Genomic DNA, 15,535 nt, shown 5'->3' with positions numbered 1-15,535 from the left:
CCACCCGGGCGGGCCCACCGGGGCCCGTCGGCTACAGCGGGTCGGACTCCGTCTCCCGCCGCGGGAACTTGGGCCGCCGCAGCCCCGCCTCCGTGATCCGCCGTACGAGTTCCTTCGAGCCGATCTCGACCGCGCCGGCCGCCACCGCGTCCGCGTAGCGGTCCGACGGGATGTCGTAGTGGTCGCGCTCGAAGGCGCGCTGCGGGGCGCCGATCCTCGCGGCGAAGGCGTGGAGCTCCTCGTGCGAGACGTCGCTGACGAGGTGCGACCACATGCGTCCGTGGCCGGGCCAGGTCGGCGGGTCGATGAAGAGGGTCACCTGAGGGCCGCCGTCACGTCAGACCTCCGACCGGGGCGACGACCACGCCCGCCTTGCCGCAGACCCAGTGCGGGTCCGGGCCGAGCTCGGGTTCGACGTCCAGGGCGTGCGGGTCGCCGGAGGAACAGACCGGGCAGATGGGCCAGCGGCCGTGGCGCTCCAGGAGCGCGTCCTGCACGTCCTGGGCGACGAGCCCGGCGACGTACGTGATGCCCTCGGGCCACTGCTCCACCCACCACCGGCGATGGGTGACGGCGTCCTCGACCATCGACACGACCTCGGCCGCGGCCACGTCGCGCGCCGCCAGGTCGGCGAGGACAAGGGCGCGGGCGGCATGCAGCGCCTGCTCCAGGGGGTCGATGTCGTCCATGCACACATTGTCACCCGGCAAGCCTCCGGGACGAAGGTCCCGGCCGCATCCGGGACCATCCGGGACCGAAGGGGTCTTGACGCCCCCAGTCGCCGAAAATATCTTTCAGGTGTGACCAATGACGTGAAGGAAAGTTTCAGCGGCGGCCGGGTGGTCGGCCGGCCCGGCGGGCCCACCCCCGGACCCGCCCAGGACGCCCCACCCGCGCCGGCCGCCCTCGCGGCCAAGGTACGCACCCTCGCGCCGTCCATGACCCGCTCCATGCAGCGGGTCGCCGAAGCCGTCGCCGGGGACCCGGCCGGCTGCGCCGCCCTCACGGTCACCGGCCTCGCCGAGCTCACCGGCACCAGCGAGGCGACCGTCGTCCGCACCGCCCGCCTCCTCGGATACCCCGGCTACCGCGACCTCCGTCTCGCTCTCGCCGGCCTCGCCGCCCAGCAGCAGTCCGGCCGCGCGCCCTCCGTCACCGCCGACATCGCCGTCGACGACCCGATCGCCGACGTGGTCGCCAAGCTCGCCTACGACGAGCAGCAGACCCTCGCCGACACCGCCGCCGGACTCGACACCGTCCAGCTCGGCGCCGCCGTCGCCGCCCTCGCCGCAGCCCGCCGCATCGACATCTACGGCGTCGGCGCCTCCGGCCTCGTCGCGCAGGACCTCGGGCAGAAGCTGCTCCGCATCGGCCTCCTCGCCCATGCGCACAGCGACCCGCACCTCGCCGTGACCAACGCCGTGCAGCTCCGCTCCGGCGACGTCGCCATCGCCATCACCCACTCCGGCTCGACCGGCGACGTCATAGAACCCCTCCGCGTCGCCTTCGACCACGGCGCCACCACCGTCGCGATCACCGGCCGCCCGGACGGGCCCGTGACGCAGTACGCCGACCACATCCTCACCACCTCCACCGCCCGCGAGAGCGAGCTGCGCCCCGCGGCCATGTCGTCCCGTACCAGCCAACTCCTGGTCGTGGACTGCCTGTTCACCTGCGTCACCCAACGTACGTACGAGACGGCGGCCCCTGCCCTCGCGGCCTCGTACGAAGCCCTCGCCCACCGCCACTCCCCCCGCACCCGCTGAACGTCAACGACGACGTCCACGCACCGAAAGAGCCGCACGTGTCCTCTACGTACTCCGAGCTTCAGGCGCAACTGGCCACACTCACCACCGAGGCGTTCCGGCCCGAGCTCGCGGAGATCGACCAGCTCCCGACCCTCGACATCGCCCGCACCATGAACACCGAGGACCAGACCGTCCCGGCCGCCGTCGCCGAGCGGCTGCCGGCGATCGCCGCCGCCATCGACGCCACGGCCGCCCGCATGGCGCGCGGCGGCCGGCTGATCTACGCCGGCGCCGGCACGGCCGGCCGGCTCGGCGTCCTCGACGCCAGCGAGTGCCCGCCCACCTTCAACACCGACCCGAGCGAGGTCGTCGGCCTGATCGCGGGCGGCCCCACGGCCATGGTGAAGGCCGTGGAAGGCGCGGAGGACTCCCGCGAACTCGCCGCCGCCGACCTCGACGCACTGAACCTCACCGCGAACGACACGGTGGTCGGCATCTCCGCCTCCGGCCGCACCCCGTATGCCATCGGCGCCGTCGAACACGCCCGCGCGGCAGGCGCGTTGACGATCGGCCTGTCCTGCAACGCGGACAGCGAGCTGGCCGCCGCCGCCGAACACGGCATCGAGGTCGTCACCGGCCCCGAACTCCTCACCGGATCCACCAGGCTGAAGGCGGGCACGGCCCAGAAGCTCGTCCTCAACATGATCTCGACGATCACGATGATCCGGCTCGGCAAGACGTACGGAAACCTGATGGTCGACGTCCGCGCCTCCAACGAGAAGCTCCAGGCCAGGTCGCGGCGGATCGTCGCACTCGCCACCGGCGCACCGGACGAGCAGATCGAGACCTCCCTCGCCGCCGCCGACGGCGAGGTGAAGACCGCGATCCTGATGATCCTCGCCGACATCGACGCCAAGAGCGCCGACCAGCGCCTCACCGACTCCCAGGGCCATCTGCGCGCCGCCCTGCACGCGCAGCCCTGAAAGAAGCCGGAGCCGGTGAAGGTCTGACACCGCGCGACGCGCCGTGACGCGAGGGCGGCTCCCCCGTGCCGGGGGGCCGCCCTCGTCGTCACGTCGTCCGTTTCGGCCGTCAGGGGACGTTCGGCGTCGTCTCGCAGGACGGCGTCGCGACGTCCGTGCCCGCCTCGCCGTCGCAGGTGTCGGGAGTTCCGGCGCCCCCGTCCAGGACGTCGCGGTTCGGACCCGCGAGGAGCCGGTCCGCGTCGCCGCCGCCCCTGAGGATGTCGCGCCCGCCCACCGTGCCGACCGTGGACTCGATGAAGAAGTCGGCGTTGTCGCCGAGGATCCGGTCTTCGCCGCCCCTGCCCTCCAGGATGTCGTTGCCGGCGCTGTCGGGCGGAGTGGTGTTCACGGAGCTGTCGCCCAGGAGGATCTCGTTCGCGCTGCCTCCGACGATCCGGTCGTTCCCGGAGCCCGTGGACGTTCCCGCCGCCGCGTTGTGGTCGCCGATGGCGAAGAACCCGCCGTCGGCGCCCAGGTCCAGGACGTCGTCGCCGCCGTTGCCGGTGGCGTTGCCCTGCGCGTTGCCGTCGCCGATGAGAATGTCGACGCCGGGTCCGCCGCGCATGACGTCGTCCCCGGCACCGGAGGCGTCGGTGACGGTGGCGGCGGAGTCCCCGTTCATGTCGTCGTCGCCCTCCCCGCCGTCCATCAGGTCGTTGCCCCCGCCGGAGGCGCTGGTACCTCGGCTGTCACCGGCCGCGACGTCGTTCCCGGGGCCACCGAAGATCTGGTCGTTCCCGCCACCGGTGGCCCTGCCGGCGGGAGCGAAGCTGTCCCCGCCGAGCCGGTCCTCGCCCGGGCCGCCGAAGACCCGGTCGTTGCCGCCGCCTTCGGCGTCGCCGGTCAGGGCGAGCACATCGCCACGTACGTTGTCGCCGCCCGCCCCGCCGTCGACCTGGTCGTCGCCCAGCCCTCCGGCGACCGTGTCGTTCCCTCCCAGGGCGCAGATCAGGTCGTTGCCGCCCAGTCCGTCGATGACGTCGGCGACCTCGGAGCCGACGATCACATCGCTTCCGGCCGTGCCCAGGACGGTGCCCGAGCCGGTGATGGTCGCCGGGACTCCGAAGCAGGTCGGCGGGGCCGCGGACGCGGCGCCCGCCGGTAGACCGAGCGCGAGGAGCGCGCCCAGGGTCAGTACGGTCGGGCCCATGCGGTGGGGTGGGGACATACGAACCTCCAGTGCGGGGGCGCTCCACCTGCGGTCACATGCAGTGATCACAAACGGGGCGATATGTCACGGAACGTATGACACCGCGTGTCGCCCTGCGACCGGGCTGATCGCATTCGGGTGAGCCGCCACCCCTCGGCCGCACGGAGCCACCCCTCGGCCGCACGAGGCCGCCGCTCAGTTCGCGCAGTACGTGTCGGAGGCCGGCCGCTCGCCCGTCCGCAGGAACGTGGTGACGGCCCGGTCCCCGCACGCGTTCCCGTTCCCCAGGTACATCCCGTGCCCGCCGTGGTCGACGCTCACCAGTCGGGCGCGGTCGCCGAGGGCCCGGCGCATCTTCAGCCCGGCGACGTACGGCGTGGACGGGTCACGCAGGCTCTGGATCATCAGGATGTTGGAGGGCCCCCGGTCGGTGATGCGGGTCGGCTTCTCGGAGGGAGCCTTCCAGAAGGAGCAGGGCGTGATGTTCGCCGGAAGGCCGGCCGTGAGAGGGTGGCGGGCCCGGTCGGCCGTGACGGCCCGCTGGTGCGCCGGGACGGAGCGCGGCCACTTCACGTCGTTGCAGATGACGCCGACCATGATCGCCGCGTCCTCGTCGGACAGCGCGTCGGAGAGCTGCGGCGGAAGCGTGGGCTTGCGGTCGGGGACCTGGGCGTCCACCACCAGACGGGCGAAGCCCGCGAAGGCCCCGTCGCTGTAGAGCGCGTTCTGGAGTGCCTGCCGCAGCACGTTCCCGGTCAGCGGTACGCCCGCCTTGGCCGACTCCCGCGGCTCGCGGTCCAACCGCTCCGCCAGCGCGATCACCAACGGACGTACGTCCTCCGGCCGCTCCGCCAGCCGCAGTCCCTCCTTCGCCCGGTCCGGATGCGCCGCCCAGGCCGCGAAGTCGGGGAACCGGTCCTCCGCACCCTCGCCCATGTACGCGAGCCAGCCCCGCGCCACCCGGCCCGGGTCCGGGTCGTTGCTGCTGTCGAGCACCCAACGATCGGTCCGGTGCGGGAACTTCTGCGCGTACACGGCGCCGACGTACGTCCCGTACGAGACACCCCACGCCGACAGCTTCTCCTCCCCGAGCGCCTGCCGGAACCGGTCCAGGTCCCGCGCCTGGTTCGCCGAGGTCATGCTCCGCAGCACGTCGCCCCCGTTGCGCGCGCACGCCTCGGCGGTACGCCGGGACCGCTCGACGTTCTCGTCGATCGAGCCGTCCGCCGCGGGCCAGGACCGCAGGGTCACCATCCACCGGTCGGCCTCGTCCAGCCCGCACCTCGCCTTCGCGCTCCCGCCCACCCCACGCGGATCGAGCGCCACCAGGTCGTACGTCCCGCCCAGCTCTCTGCGCAGGGCGTCACCCTTCGTCGTCAGCCGCTGCACACCCGAACTGCCCGGCCCACCCGGAATCACGGCCAACGTCCCGCGCCTCTCCTCGGGCCGCTCGCTGCGGATCCGCGACACGGCGAGGTCGAGCTGCGGCCCGCGGGGGTCGCTGTAGTCCACGGGCACGGTGAGCGTGGCGCACTCCTGGGTGGTGGGCCCGCCCTTCTGGGCGCAGTTCGTCCACGTGAGGCCGGGGGAAGCGGCGGACGCGGCGCGGGCGGTGGTGGTCAGGGGGGTCGCGGAGAGGGTGACGGCGACCGTGGCGGCGGAGAGAGCGAGAGCGGCGATCTTGTAAGTGGTCATGCGCCAAGCTTTGTTGACGGCCCTTCAGGATCACATCCGGCAGCCGGGCCGGTACGACGTGGGGCTACCCCCCTGCCGCCCCTCCCGCGCCCCCCACGACACGACCCCGCACGGCCCCGCACCCGCATCGGCGACAGCCGTCAACCGGGCGGCCGCACTCGCCCGTACATCACCATGTCCCGCCGCTCCCCGCCCACTTCCTGCCAGGACCGCAGCACCCCCTCCCGTACGTACCCCGCCCGTTCCGCCGTCCGGATCGAGGCCTCGTTCCAGGGCTCCGCGAGCAACTGGAGGCGCGGGATGCCCAGTTCACCGAAGGCCCACTCGGTCACCGCCGCCAGCGCCGCCCCGGCCGCGCCCTCGCCGCGGCAGGACGGGGCGATCCAGTATCCGAGGGTCGCGCGGCCCTCGGGGAGTTCGCGCAGCCAGAGGCCGATCATGCCCACGGCCCGCGCGTCCCGGCGGCGGACGATGACGAAGGGGTAGCCGATCGCGTTCTCCGCGCGGGCCCATTGGCGGCGGACGAACGCCTCGCCCTCCGTCTCCGAGTACACCGGCGGGACGGTGGTGACCAGGGGGATGTACGGGTCCGTCGACGCCTCCTCCAGGAGCGGCAGGTCGGCCCGCTCCCAGCGGCGCAGTTCGAAGGCCCCGGCCGCCAGCCGGGGAACGATGAGGCTCACATCGTCCGAAGGTACGCGGCCAGGCGGTCGTACTCCTCTTTCACCCCGTCCTCCATCCCGGTGGCCAGCGCCTGGTCCCGGATCTCCGTGGAGGGCCACAGCGACGTGCTGGTGAGGGCCGTGCCGCCGTCCGGGGTGTCGTCGAAGGTGAGGGTCACCAGCACGGGCGGGCCGGGCATCAGCTCGAAGTTCTCGGTGTAGACGAGGCGCTCGTTCCGGACGATCTCCTCGTACGTCCCCGAGAAGACGATCTCCTGTCCGTCCGGCGCCTGCTGGCCCCAGCGCCAGGCTCCGCCGACCTTGAGATCGATGTCGGCGACCGTCGTGGTCAGCGCGGCGATCCCGTACCACTGGCGGACGTGCTCGGGCTTCGTCCACGCCTCCCAGACGCGGGCGGGCGGGGCGTCGAAGGTTCGGGTGATGACCAGCTCGCGGTCGGTGGGTGTCGTCAGCAGCGTGATCATGGAACGCTCCCGCCGTGGGGGATCCGGCCGTGGGGACCGTCAGGGGTCCTCCCACCAGCATCACCCCGAACGCCCGAGGGCGGCACCCCCAGCAGGGAGTGCCGCCCTCGGTCGCGTACTGCGAGGAACTGCCGATCCGGAAGGATCAGAAGTCCATGTCACCGCCCGGCATACCGCCCGGAGCGGCCGCGCCGGCCTTCTCCGGCTTGTCCGCGATGACAGCCTCGGTGGTGAGGAAGAGCGCGGCGATGGAGGCCGCGTTCTGCAGCGCGGAGCGCGTCACCTTCGCCGGGTCGATGATGCCCTCGGCGATGAGGTCCACGTACTCGTTGGTCGCGGCGTTCAGGCCGTGGCCGACGGGCAGGTTGCGGACCTTCTCCGCCACGACGCCACCCTCGAGGCCGGCGTTGACGGCGATCTGCTTCAGCGGGGCCTCGAGGGCCAGCTTCACGATCGCGGCACCGGTGGCCTCGTCGCCCGAGAGGTCGGCCTCGAGCTTCTCGAAGACGTTGGAGGCCTGGAGCAGGGCCACGCCACCACCGGCGACGATGCCCTCCTCGACGGCCGCCTTCGCGTTGCGAACGGCGTCCTCGATGCGGTGCTTGCGCTCCTTGAGCTCGACCTCGGTCGCGGCACCGGCCTTGATGACCGCAACACCGCCGGCGAGCTTCGCCAGGCGCTCCTGCAGCTTCTCGCGGTCGTAGTCGCTGTCCGAGTTCTCGATCTCGGCACGGATCTGGTTGACGCGACCGGCAACCTGGTCGCTCTCGCCGGAGCCGTCGACGATCGTGGTCTCGTCCTTGGTGATGACGACCTTGCGGGCGCGGCCCAGCAGGTCCAGGCCGGCGTTCTCGAGCTTGAGACCGACCTCCTCGGAGATGACCGTGCCGCCCGTGAGGATGGCGATGTCGTTCAGCATGGCCTTGCGGCGGTCGCCGAAGCCCGGGGCCTTGACCGCGACGGACTTGAAGGTGCCGCGGATCTTGTTGACGACCAGGGTCGACAGGGCCTCGCCCTCGACGTCCTCGGCGATGATCAGCAGGGGCTTGCCCGACTGCATGACCTTCTCCAGGAGCGGGAGCAGGTCCTTCACGGAGGAGATCTTGGAGTTGACGATGAGGATGTACGGGTCGTCCAGGGACGCCTCCATACGCTCCATGTCGGTGGCGAAGTACGCCGAGATGTAGCCCTTGTCGAAGCGCATACCCTCGGTGAGCTCCAGCTCCAGACCGAAGGTCTGGGACTCCTCGACGGTGATGACGCCTTCCTTGCCGACCTTGTCCATCGCCTCGGCGATGAGCTCGCCGATCTGGGTGTCGGCGGCGGAGATGGAGGCCGTGGAAGCGATCTGCTCCTTGGTCTCGACATCCTTCGCCTGCTCGAGCAGGGCGCCGGAGACGGCCTCGACGGCCTTCTCGATGCCGCGCTTGAGGGCCATCGGGTTGGCGCCGGCCGCCACGTTGCGCAGGCCCTCGCGGACGAGCGCCTGGGCGAGGACGGTCGCGGTGGTCGTACCGTCACCGGCGACGTCGTCCGTCTTCTTGGCGACTTCCTTGACCAGCTCGGCGCCGATCTTCTCGTACGGGTCCTCGAGCTCGATCTCCTTGGCGATGGACACACCATCGTTGGTGATCGTGGGGGCGCCCCACTTCTTCTCGAGGACGACGTTCCGGCCCTTGGGGCCAAGGGTGACCTTGACGGCGTCGGCGAGCTGGTTCATCCCGCGCTCGAGACCGCGCCGTGCCTCCTCGTCGAACGCGATGATCTTGGCCATGTGAAGTGGTCCTCCCGGACATGGGGTGGATAACGCTCCAGGACCGCGCCGACGCCCGCGACGGACGGCCTGCGAGCCCTGTGGTTCCTTGCCCCACCTGGCCGCGGACCTCGTCTGCCCGATCCTCGTAAGCACTCTCACCTTCAGAGTGCTAACGCCAATGATTAGCACTCGGCCCATGCGAGTGCAAGCGACTCCCACAGATCGAGAGACGTCCGGGGCGCACGCCCCCTCCCCTCCCGCACACGCGCGAGGGGTCCGCATCCTGGTCAGGATGCGGACCCCTCGACGTAGAGAACGCGTGAGTGCGTACGTGGTGGCCGATCGCGCCGTGCTCAGACGGCGAGCTTGACCATGTCCGCCTGCGGACCCTTCTGGCCCTGCGAGATCTCGAACTCGACCCGCTGACCCTCTTCAAGGGTGCGGTAACCGTCCATCTGGATCGCGCTGTAGTGGACGAATACATCCGCACCACCGTCGACCGCGATGAAGCCGTAGCCCTTCTCCGCGTTGAACCACTTGACGGTGCCCTGAGCCATGCCTAACTCCCCTATTACTGGCCCTTGCGCGGGACCGCACTTCGCGGACCCGGGTCAGACCCTGCGCCGGAACGCGTCGACCGCGGCTGAATGTATCTGTCCAACTGCCCTCTGCAACAGGTCAATCGGACGAGAAATCTGGGCACGACGGAAAGGAGAATTAAGGCGAATTCACTGAATTCCGGGGCAAGTCGGGCCCGTCAAAGTGCGCAGAAGGTACACAACACTCGAACACTTTGGCTGCTTCTTGTCGGGCGCGGACGCATTCTCATATGCGTCTGGCACAAGCAGCGAAGGGAAGTCAGGGGGACTTCCCCAACTCTACCCCGCTCAACCATGCAGAATTGCCCCCTCCGCTTCTCCGGCGGAAGGGGCAATTCAGGTGACCGTGGGTAACTCCGGGGGCCCGTGGGGCGCGCTCCGGCGCGTCCGCGCCGGCTCGGCGCCGAGCGGGCTCAGCAGCCGCCGGCGACGGCCGGGATGATCGAGACGCCGGCGCCGTCCGGCGTCGCCGTCTCCAGGCCCTGCTCGAAACGGACGTCGTCGTCGTTGACGTACACGTTCACGAAGCGGCGCAGCTTGCCCTGGTCGTCCAGGACGCGGGCGGCGATGCCGGTGTGGTTCTTCTCGAGGTCGGCGATGACCTCCGAGAGCGTCGTGCCCTCGGCGGCGACCTCGGCCTGGCCGCCGGTGTAGGTGCGGAGGATGGTGGGGATGCGGACCTTGACGCTCATGGTGGTTCACCTTCGGGGCTTCGGGGCGGGGCTGAGGCCCCGGGACGGAGTCTGGGAGAGGGTGGGGGCCGCCGGGGCACCGGGCGGCCCCGGCACCCCGTCGGTCGCGGGCGTCAGCCCGCCAGGCCGGCTTCGCGGAACGCGTCCAGGCTCGGGCGGATCGTGGCGGTCGCCTGCGAGGTATCGGCCACCGCGTCCAGGGTCTTGAGGCCGTCACCGGTGTTGAGCACGACCGTGGTGAGCGTGGGGTCGAGAAGACCGGCCTCGATCAGCTTCTTCGTCACGCCGACGGTCACGCCGCCCGCCGTCTCGGCGAAGATGCCCTCGGTCTGCGCGAGCAGCTTGATCGCGTCGACGACCTGCTCGTCGTTCACGTCCTCCACCGCACCGCCGGTGCGGCGCGCGATGTCCAGGACGTACGGGCCGTCGGCCGGGTTGCCGATGGCGAGCGACTTGGCGATGGTGTTCGGCTTCTGGGGCCTCACGACGTCGTGGCCGGCCTTGAAGGCCGTCGACACCGGGGAGCAGCCCTCGGCCTGGGCGCCGAAGATCTTGTACGGCTTGTCCTCGACGAGACCGAGCTTGATGAGCTCCTGCAGACCCTTGTCGATCTTGGTGAGCTGCGAGCCGGAGGCGATCGGGATGACGAGCTGGTCGGGCAGCTGCCAGCCGAGCTGCTCGCAGATCTCGTACGCGAGCGTCTTCGAGCCCTCGCCGTAGTACGGGCGCAGGTTGACGTTGACGAAGCCCCAGCCCTCGCCCAGCGGGTCGCCGATGAGCTCGGAGCAGAAGCGGTTGACGTCGTCGTAGTTGCCCTCGATGCCGACGAGTTCACCGCCGTAGACGGCGGCCATGACGACCTTGCCCTGCTCCAGGTCGTGCGGGATGAACACGCAGGAGCGGAAGCCGGCGCGGGCGGCCGCGGCGCCGACGGCGCCGGCCAGGTTGCCGGTGGAGGAGCAGGACAGGGTGGTGAAGCCGAAGGCGCGGGCGGCTTCGAGGGCCTGGGCGACGACGCGGTCCTTGAAGGAGTGCGTCGGGTTGCCGGAGTCGTCCTTGACGTAGAGCTTGCCCGGCTCGACGCCCAGCTCGCGGGCGAGGTTGTCGGCCTGGACGAGCTTGGTCCAGCCCGGGTTCAGGTTCGGCTTCTCGGCGACGTCGGCGGGGACGGGCAGCAGCGGGGCGTAGCGCCAGATGTTGGCGGGGCCGGCCTCGATCTGCTTGCGCAGGGCCTCCGGGTCGCCGAGGGGCAGGTCGTACGCGACTTCGAGCGGGCCGAAACAGAGCTCGCAGGCGAAAATGGGGCCGAGGGGGAACTTCTCACCGCATTCACGACAGGAGAGTCCGGAAGCCGGACCGAGGTCAACCGTCGAAGTGGTGGTGGAAACAGTCTGTACAGCCATGGAGGCGAGGCCCTTTCTCCTCATCTTTCCCATGACGAACGTCGCCATGAGACGGATTTGGCACCTTCCCTAGCCGGGAGCCTCGCGGTCGCAGTGCTGACGACTGCGGACGAGACCGACTGGAGGGTTGCCGGGGCTTCAACGGGCCGTTTCCCTCTGCCCCTCTGGATGAGCGGTATTCGGTTGTAGAACGCAGGTGGCACCCCGACATGCATCGGGCATCTGCGTTGTTCAAGACTGTAACCGAAGGCCTGGACGCTTGAGATGGTCGTCCGAACCGCGAGATGGAGATCACGTTGCTGGATGAAGTGGAGCGCTGGCTGGCCCGGCGGTCCTGGTCCGTGGCAGACCGTCCGAGGGAGCAGCTGCTGACCGCCAAGCGGGGGACGACGGTCAGCGTCGTGCTGCCCGCGCTCGACGAGGAGGCGACGGTCGGCGACATCGTCTCCGTGATCCGCCGGGAGCTGATGTCCGAGGCGATGCCGCTCGTCGACGAGCTCGTGGTGATCGACTCCGGCTCCACGGACCGGACGGCGGAGGTCGCGGCGGCGGCCGGGGCGCGGGTGATGGCGCGTGACGAGATCCTGCCGCGGATACCGGCCGTGCCGGGCAAGGGCGAGGTGCTGTGGCGGTCACTGATGGTGACCAGCGGTGACATCGTCTGCTTCGTCGACGCGGATCTGCGGGACTTCTCGGCGGACTTCGTCACCGGCATCATCGGCCCGCTCCTCACCGAGCCCGACGTCGACTTCGTGAAGGCGATGTACGACCGTCCGCTGGCCGACGCACCAGGTCAGGGCGGGCGAGTGACGGAGCTGGTGGCCCGGCCGCTGCTCAATCTGCACTGGCCGCAGCTGGCCGGTTTCGTGCAGCCGCTCGGCGGCGAGTACGCGGCGCGGCGCTCACTGCTGGAGCGGCTGCCCTTCCCGGTCGGTTACGGAGTGGAGCTGGGCCTGCTCGTCGACGCGCTGCACACGGTCGGCCTCGACGCCCTCGCCCAGGTCGACGTCGGGGTCCGCAAGCACCGCCACCAGGACGGGCGGGCGCTCGGCCGGATGGCGGCGGCGATCTACCGGACCGCGCAGCTGCGGCTGTCCCGCGGGCATCTGGTGCGGCCGCTGCTGACGCAGTTCGAGCGGGACGAGACGGGTGAGGGGAAGGGCTTTACGCCGCGGACGTACGCCGTGGACACGGAGGAGCGGCCGCCGATGATCGACATCACGGAGTACGCCCGCCGCCGCGTGGCGTAACACCGAATGATGATGCTTTTTAACTAAATTTCCGTTTCATGCGGTTCAACAATCGGATGAACACACTGCCGGTGGCGCTCGGTCTCGCCGTCGGCGCGCTCGGCTCGCTGTCCCTCGCCGCGGCCGGACCGGCCGCGGCGGACGTGGTGGAGCCTTTCGGCAAGCGGTACGACGCCTCCCTGTACGGCGACTTCACGACCGTGGGCAACACGGTCATGGGCTGCCCCACCGCCCCCGCCGACCTGGCCGCGCGCTGCGCCACCGCCGCGACCGGCCACGGCGGCGACAACGACGACACCTTCGCCATGCGGCGGGTCGACACCGCCTCCATGGCCGCCGGCTACGGCTCCAGCACCGGCCGGGTGGAGATTCCCGCGGGCGCCGAGGTCGCCTACGCCCGACTCTTCTGGGGCGGCAACGACGGCACGTACAAGGGGCCGGGCGGAGCGCAGCTCAAGCGCTGCAACGGCTCCGGCACCGATGTGGCGCCCTCGCCCGGCGATCAGGCGACGATCGCGCCGCGCATCCGGGTCGGCTCGGGGGCGGAGACGGAGGTCTCCATCGACTCCATGGTCACGGACCCTGAGGAGACCGCGGGCCCGCACTACTACACCGGCGAGTCGGACGTCACCGCCGCGTTCGCTGGGGTGCGCGGGGGCGCCACACAGGTCGCGGTCGGCAACGTCTGGGCTCCGAGCGGCAAGGGCTGTGTGGCGGGCTGGTCCCTCACGGTCGTCTACTCGTACCCCGGCCCCGAGCCGACACATGCGCCGGACCGCCGCCATGTGTCCGTCTTCGGCGGCCATGTGCTCCAGCACCCCACCTCCCCCGCGACGACCGTCACGGTCGACGGCTTCCACCGGACGGCGGGCCGCGCACGGGCGAGCGTGACGGCGTACGAGGGCGACTGGAACATGCCGGGGGACATGTTCCTCGTGAACGGCAGGAACGTCACCGAGGCCCGCACCGGCAACATCAACAACTTCTTCGTCGGCGGTGCCGCCGGCGCCGTCTCCCCCGACTCGGTCGGCAACCTGGGCATCGACGTGAAGGCCTTCGACGTCCCGGAAGGTGCGATCCCGGAGGGCGCGAGGTCGGCGGACCTGACGTTCAGGACGGCGGGCGACGCGTATGTGGCCTCCGCCTTGGCCTTCTCCGTACCGGTGCGGGACCCGGAGAGCACGAAACCGAGCCCCACCCCCACTCCCACCCCGACCCCGACGCAGACACGGGCCGCGACGGTCGCGGTGGCTCCCTCGTGGTCGCCGTCCCCCACCCCTGCGTCCCCGTCCCCCTCACCGACGGAGCCCGCGACCTCGCCCACGCCGATCCCCGACCCCGACCCCACCACCCACCAGGCGCGCCCCGCCGCGCACGGGCCCGGTGGCTCGATGGCCGAGACGGGCGGCAACGGTGAGCGGCTGTGGCTGCTCGGCGGTCTCGCCCTCGCGCTGGCGGCGACGGGCGTGGTGGCGAAGGCGGCGATGCGCAGCCGACGCCAACCCTGACGGGTGCACCGTGCGCGCCCTGACGCGCCCTCGCGGCGTGGATTCGCCACACTTGTATACGTACGTTTGAGCGTTTACATGACGGGCTAGGTTCGGCACATGGCTTCTGTGCTTGTGGCGTCCAATCGGGGTCCGGTCTCGTACGCCCTCGCCGCCGACGGCACGCTCAGTGCCCGGCGCGGCGGGGGCGGTCTCGTTTCCGGGCTGAGTGCCGTGTCCTCCGAGGACAGTGTGTGGGTGTGCGCGGCACTGTCGGACGGGGACCGGGAGGCGGTCGCCAGGGGCGTCTCCGAGCCGGGCGTACGGATGCTGGCCATCGAGCCGGCGGTCTACCACGACGCGTACAACGGCATCGCGAACTCGGTGCTGTGGTTCCTGCACCACCACCTGTGGGACATCCCGGGCGAGCCTGTCTTCGACGCCGAGTTCCGCCGCAGGTGGGAGTCGTACCGGGCCTACAACCGGGCGTTCGCGGAGGAGCTGGCGGCCCAGGCCGCCGAGGGCGCGGCGGTCCTGGTGCAGGACTACCACCTGGCGCTGGTGCCGGGGCAGCTGCGGGAACTGCGGCCGGATCTGCGGATCGGTCACTTCACGCACACGCCGTGGGCATCGCCGGAGTACGCGCGGATGCTTCCGGAGGACATCCGCGAGGAGCTGCTCTGGGGGATGCTCGGCGCGGACGAGCTGGGCTTCCACACCTGGGAGTGGGCGTCGTCGTTCATCACCGGCGCGCACGTCGACGGCGCGGGCGGGGTGGCCGAGGGGGCTCTGCGCACCGAAGATCCCTGGCGCGGGGTGCACCACCACAGAGCGGGCGGAGCGGCTCGGCGCACCCGGGTCCACACCTACCCCCTGGGTGTGGACGCCGACGAGCTGCGCGCCCTCGCCCACCGCCCGGAGGTCGACGATCGCCTCGCCGCGCTGCGGGCCGAGGTCGGTGACCGCAGGACGATCGTGCGGGTGGACCGCACGGAGCTGTCGAAGAACGTGGTCCGCGGCCTGCTGGCCTACCGGGAGCTGCTGCGCGAGCGGCCCGAGTGGCACGACCGGGTCGTCCACCTGGCCTCGGCGTACCCGTCCCGGCAGGACCTGGCGGTCTACCGCGCGTACACGGCGGCCGTGGCGGAGCTGGCGGAGGAGATCAACGCGGAGTTCGGCACGGACGACTGGCAGCCGGTGCTGCTGTCGGTGAAGGACGACTTCCCGCGCTCCCTCGCGGCGTACCGGATGGCGGACGTGGCGCTGATCAACCCGATCCGCGACGGCATGAACCTGGTGGCGAAGGAGATCCCGGTGGTGTCGGAGACGGGCTGCGCCCTGGTCCTCTCGACGGGCGCGGGGGCCTACGACGAACTGCGCGAGGACGCGCTGACGGTCAGCCCGTACGACGTCTCCGAGACGGCCCGGGCACTGCACCGCGCCCTGACGATGCCCCCGAGCGAACGCGCCGACCGCACCAAGCGCCTGGCCGCGGCGGCAACGGCGCTGCCGCCGCAGCAGTGGTTCCTGAAGCAACTGGAGGCGCTGCGCCAGACCTGACGCCCAGGCCCGGCCGTCAGGCC

At 71.1% G+C, this 15,535-nt stretch carries 15 protein-coding genes and 1 riboswitch; of the genes, 5 read left to right on the top strand and 10 right to left on the bottom strand.

Annotated features, from left to right (window positions below):
• Positions 1-31: 31 nt before the first annotated feature.
• Positions 32-319 carry a DUF4031 domain-containing protein gene (locus tag ACFQ7Q_RS04860; protein WP_383549953.1) on the bottom strand — a complete coding sequence of 96 codons (288 nt, stop codon included), beginning with the start codon at positions 317-319 and terminating at the stop codon, positions 32-34.
• Positions 320-332: 13 nt separating this feature from the next.
• Complete coding sequence (locus ACFQ7Q_RS04855; RefSeq protein WP_383549950.1) at positions 333-689, bottom strand: hypothetical protein; 357 nt, start codon at positions 687-689, stop codon at positions 333-335.
• A 111-nt stretch (positions 690-800) separates the two neighbouring features.
• Between ACFQ7Q_RS04855 and ACFQ7Q_RS04850 the strand changes: the two genes are divergently transcribed.
• Both ACFQ7Q_RS04850 and murQ read left to right on the top strand, forming a co-directional pair.
• Positions 801-1,766: a MurR/RpiR family transcriptional regulator gene (locus ACFQ7Q_RS04850; protein WP_383549947.1), complete on the top strand. Its 966-nt coding sequence runs from the start codon at positions 801-803 to the stop codon at positions 1,764-1,766.
• Positions 1,767-1,804: 38 nt separating this feature from the next.
• Positions 1,805-2,731: an N-acetylmuramic acid 6-phosphate etherase gene (murQ, locus tag ACFQ7Q_RS04845; RefSeq protein WP_383549944.1), complete on the top strand. Its 927-nt coding sequence runs from the start codon at positions 1,805-1,807 to the stop codon at positions 2,729-2,731.
• Positions 2,732-2,840: 109 nt separating this feature from the next.
• On the opposite strand, the gene ACFQ7Q_RS04840 is transcribed toward murQ, so the two are convergent.
• From ACFQ7Q_RS04840 to thrC, 8 genes are all read right to left on the bottom strand, one after another.
• Positions 2,841-3,941: a calcium-binding protein gene (locus ACFQ7Q_RS04840; protein ID WP_383549941.1), complete on the bottom strand. Its 1,101-nt coding sequence runs from the start codon at positions 3,939-3,941 to the stop codon at positions 2,841-2,843.
• Between the two features lie 177 nt (positions 3,942-4,118).
• A complete protein-coding gene (locus ACFQ7Q_RS04835; protein WP_383549938.1) occupies positions 4,119-5,618 on the bottom strand; it encodes an alpha/beta hydrolase in 1,500 nt (499 codons plus the stop codon).
• A gap of 140 nt (positions 5,619-5,758) precedes the next feature.
• Positions 5,759-6,301, bottom strand: coding sequence for a GNAT family N-acetyltransferase (locus tag ACFQ7Q_RS04830; RefSeq protein WP_383549935.1), 543 nt, complete (start codon positions 6,299-6,301; stop codon positions 5,759-5,761).
• The gene (locus tag ACFQ7Q_RS04825) at positions 6,298-6,765 is read right to left on the bottom strand and encodes an SRPBCC family protein (RefSeq protein ID WP_383549932.1); all 468 of its coding nucleotides are present in this window, start codon (positions 6,763-6,765) and stop codon (positions 6,298-6,300) included. The genes ACFQ7Q_RS04830 and ACFQ7Q_RS04825 overlap by 4 nt, the downstream gene beginning before the upstream one ends.
• Before the next feature lie 145 nt (positions 6,766-6,910).
• Positions 6,911-8,539 (bottom strand): chaperonin GroEL, encoded by a 1,629-nt coding sequence (groL, locus tag ACFQ7Q_RS04820; protein ID WP_383549929.1) that lies wholly within the window; start codon positions 8,537-8,539, stop codon positions 6,911-6,913.
• Between the two features lie 335 nt (positions 8,540-8,874).
• The gene (locus tag ACFQ7Q_RS04815; protein ID WP_005315736.1) at positions 8,875-9,078 is read right to left on the bottom strand and encodes a cold-shock protein; all 204 of its coding nucleotides are present in this window, start codon (positions 9,076-9,078) and stop codon (positions 8,875-8,877) included.
• Between the two features lie 455 nt (positions 9,079-9,533).
• Positions 9,534-9,812, bottom strand: a complete 279-nt coding sequence (locus tag ACFQ7Q_RS04810) for a MoaD/ThiS family protein (protein ID WP_383549926.1) — start codon at positions 9,810-9,812, stop codon at positions 9,534-9,536.
• 113 nt (positions 9,813-9,925) lie between these two features.
• The gene (gene thrC / locus ACFQ7Q_RS04805) at positions 9,926-11,239 is read right to left on the bottom strand and encodes a threonine synthase (protein ID WP_383550022.1); all 1,314 of its coding nucleotides are present in this window, start codon (positions 11,237-11,239) and stop codon (positions 9,926-9,928) included.
• Positions 11,233-11,390: riboswitch (SAM riboswitch) on the bottom strand. Its footprint overlaps the gene before it by 7 nt.
• 121 nt (positions 11,391-11,511) lie before the next feature.
• Here thrC and ACFQ7Q_RS04800 point away from each other — a divergent pair.
• The 3 genes from ACFQ7Q_RS04800 to ACFQ7Q_RS04790 all read left to right on the top strand — a co-directional run bounded on the left by ACFQ7Q_RS04800 (position 11,512) and on the right by ACFQ7Q_RS04790 (position 15,512).
• Positions 11,512-12,465, top strand: a complete 954-nt coding sequence (locus tag ACFQ7Q_RS04800; protein ID WP_383549923.1) for a glucosyl-3-phosphoglycerate synthase — start codon at positions 11,512-11,514, stop codon at positions 12,463-12,465.
• 38 nt (positions 12,466-12,503) lie between these two features.
• On the top strand, positions 12,504-13,973 hold the full coding sequence (locus tag ACFQ7Q_RS04795) for a hypothetical protein (protein ID WP_383549921.1): 1,470 nt from the start codon (positions 12,504-12,506) through the stop codon (positions 13,971-13,973).
• Between the two features lie 99 nt (positions 13,974-14,072).
• Positions 14,073-15,512: a trehalose-6-phosphate synthase gene (locus ACFQ7Q_RS04790; RefSeq protein WP_383549919.1), complete on the top strand. Its 1,440-nt coding sequence runs from the start codon at positions 14,073-14,075 to the stop codon at positions 15,510-15,512.
• The last annotated feature ends 23 nt before the right edge of the window (positions 15,513-15,535 follow it).

The organism is Streptomyces sp. NPDC056527, assembly GCF_042794475.1.
In the GTDB taxonomy this organism is placed as follows: domain Bacteria; phylum Actinomycetota; class Actinomycetes; order Streptomycetales; family Streptomycetaceae; genus Streptomyces.
The sequence above is the reverse complement of the archived record's forward strand: the minus strand, read 5'-3'. Positions and strand labels throughout refer to the sequence as shown.

Excerpts from the sequence above, each read along its gene's own strand:
- ACFQ7Q_RS04810 (WP_383549926.1), bottom strand. The coding sequence starts at position 9,812 with ATGAGCGTCAAGGTCCGCATCCCCACCATCCTCCGCACCTACACCGGC.
- ACFQ7Q_RS04815 (WP_005315736.1), bottom strand. The coding sequence starts at position 9,078 with ATGGCTCAGGGCACCGTCAAGTGGTTCAACGCGGAGAAGGGCTACGGC.
- thrC (WP_383550022.1), bottom strand. The coding sequence starts at position 11,239 with ATGAGGAGAAAGGGCCTCGCCTCCATGGCTGTACAGACTGTTTCCACC.
- groL (WP_383549929.1), bottom strand. The coding sequence starts at position 8,539 with ATGGCCAAGATCATCGCGTTCGACGAGGAGGCACGGCGCGGTCTCGAG.
- ACFQ7Q_RS04835 (WP_383549938.1), bottom strand. The coding sequence starts at position 5,618 with ATGACCACTTACAAGATCGCCGCTCTCGCTCTCTCCGCCGCCACGGTC.
- ACFQ7Q_RS04855 (WP_383549950.1), bottom strand. The coding sequence starts at position 689 with ATGGACGACATCGACCCCCTGGAGCAGGCGCTGCATGCCGCCCGCGCC.
- ACFQ7Q_RS04795 (WP_383549921.1), top strand. The coding sequence starts at position 12,504 with ATGCGGTTCAACAATCGGATGAACACACTGCCGGTGGCGCTCGGTCTC.
- ACFQ7Q_RS04825 (WP_383549932.1), bottom strand. The coding sequence starts at position 6,765 with ATGATCACGCTGCTGACGACACCCACCGACCGCGAGCTGGTCATCACC.
- ACFQ7Q_RS04840 (WP_383549941.1), bottom strand. The coding sequence starts at position 3,941 with ATGTCCCCACCCCACCGCATGGGCCCGACCGTACTGACCCTGGGCGCG.
- ACFQ7Q_RS04790 (WP_383549919.1), top strand. The coding sequence starts at position 14,073 with ATGGCTTCTGTGCTTGTGGCGTCCAATCGGGGTCCGGTCTCGTACGCC.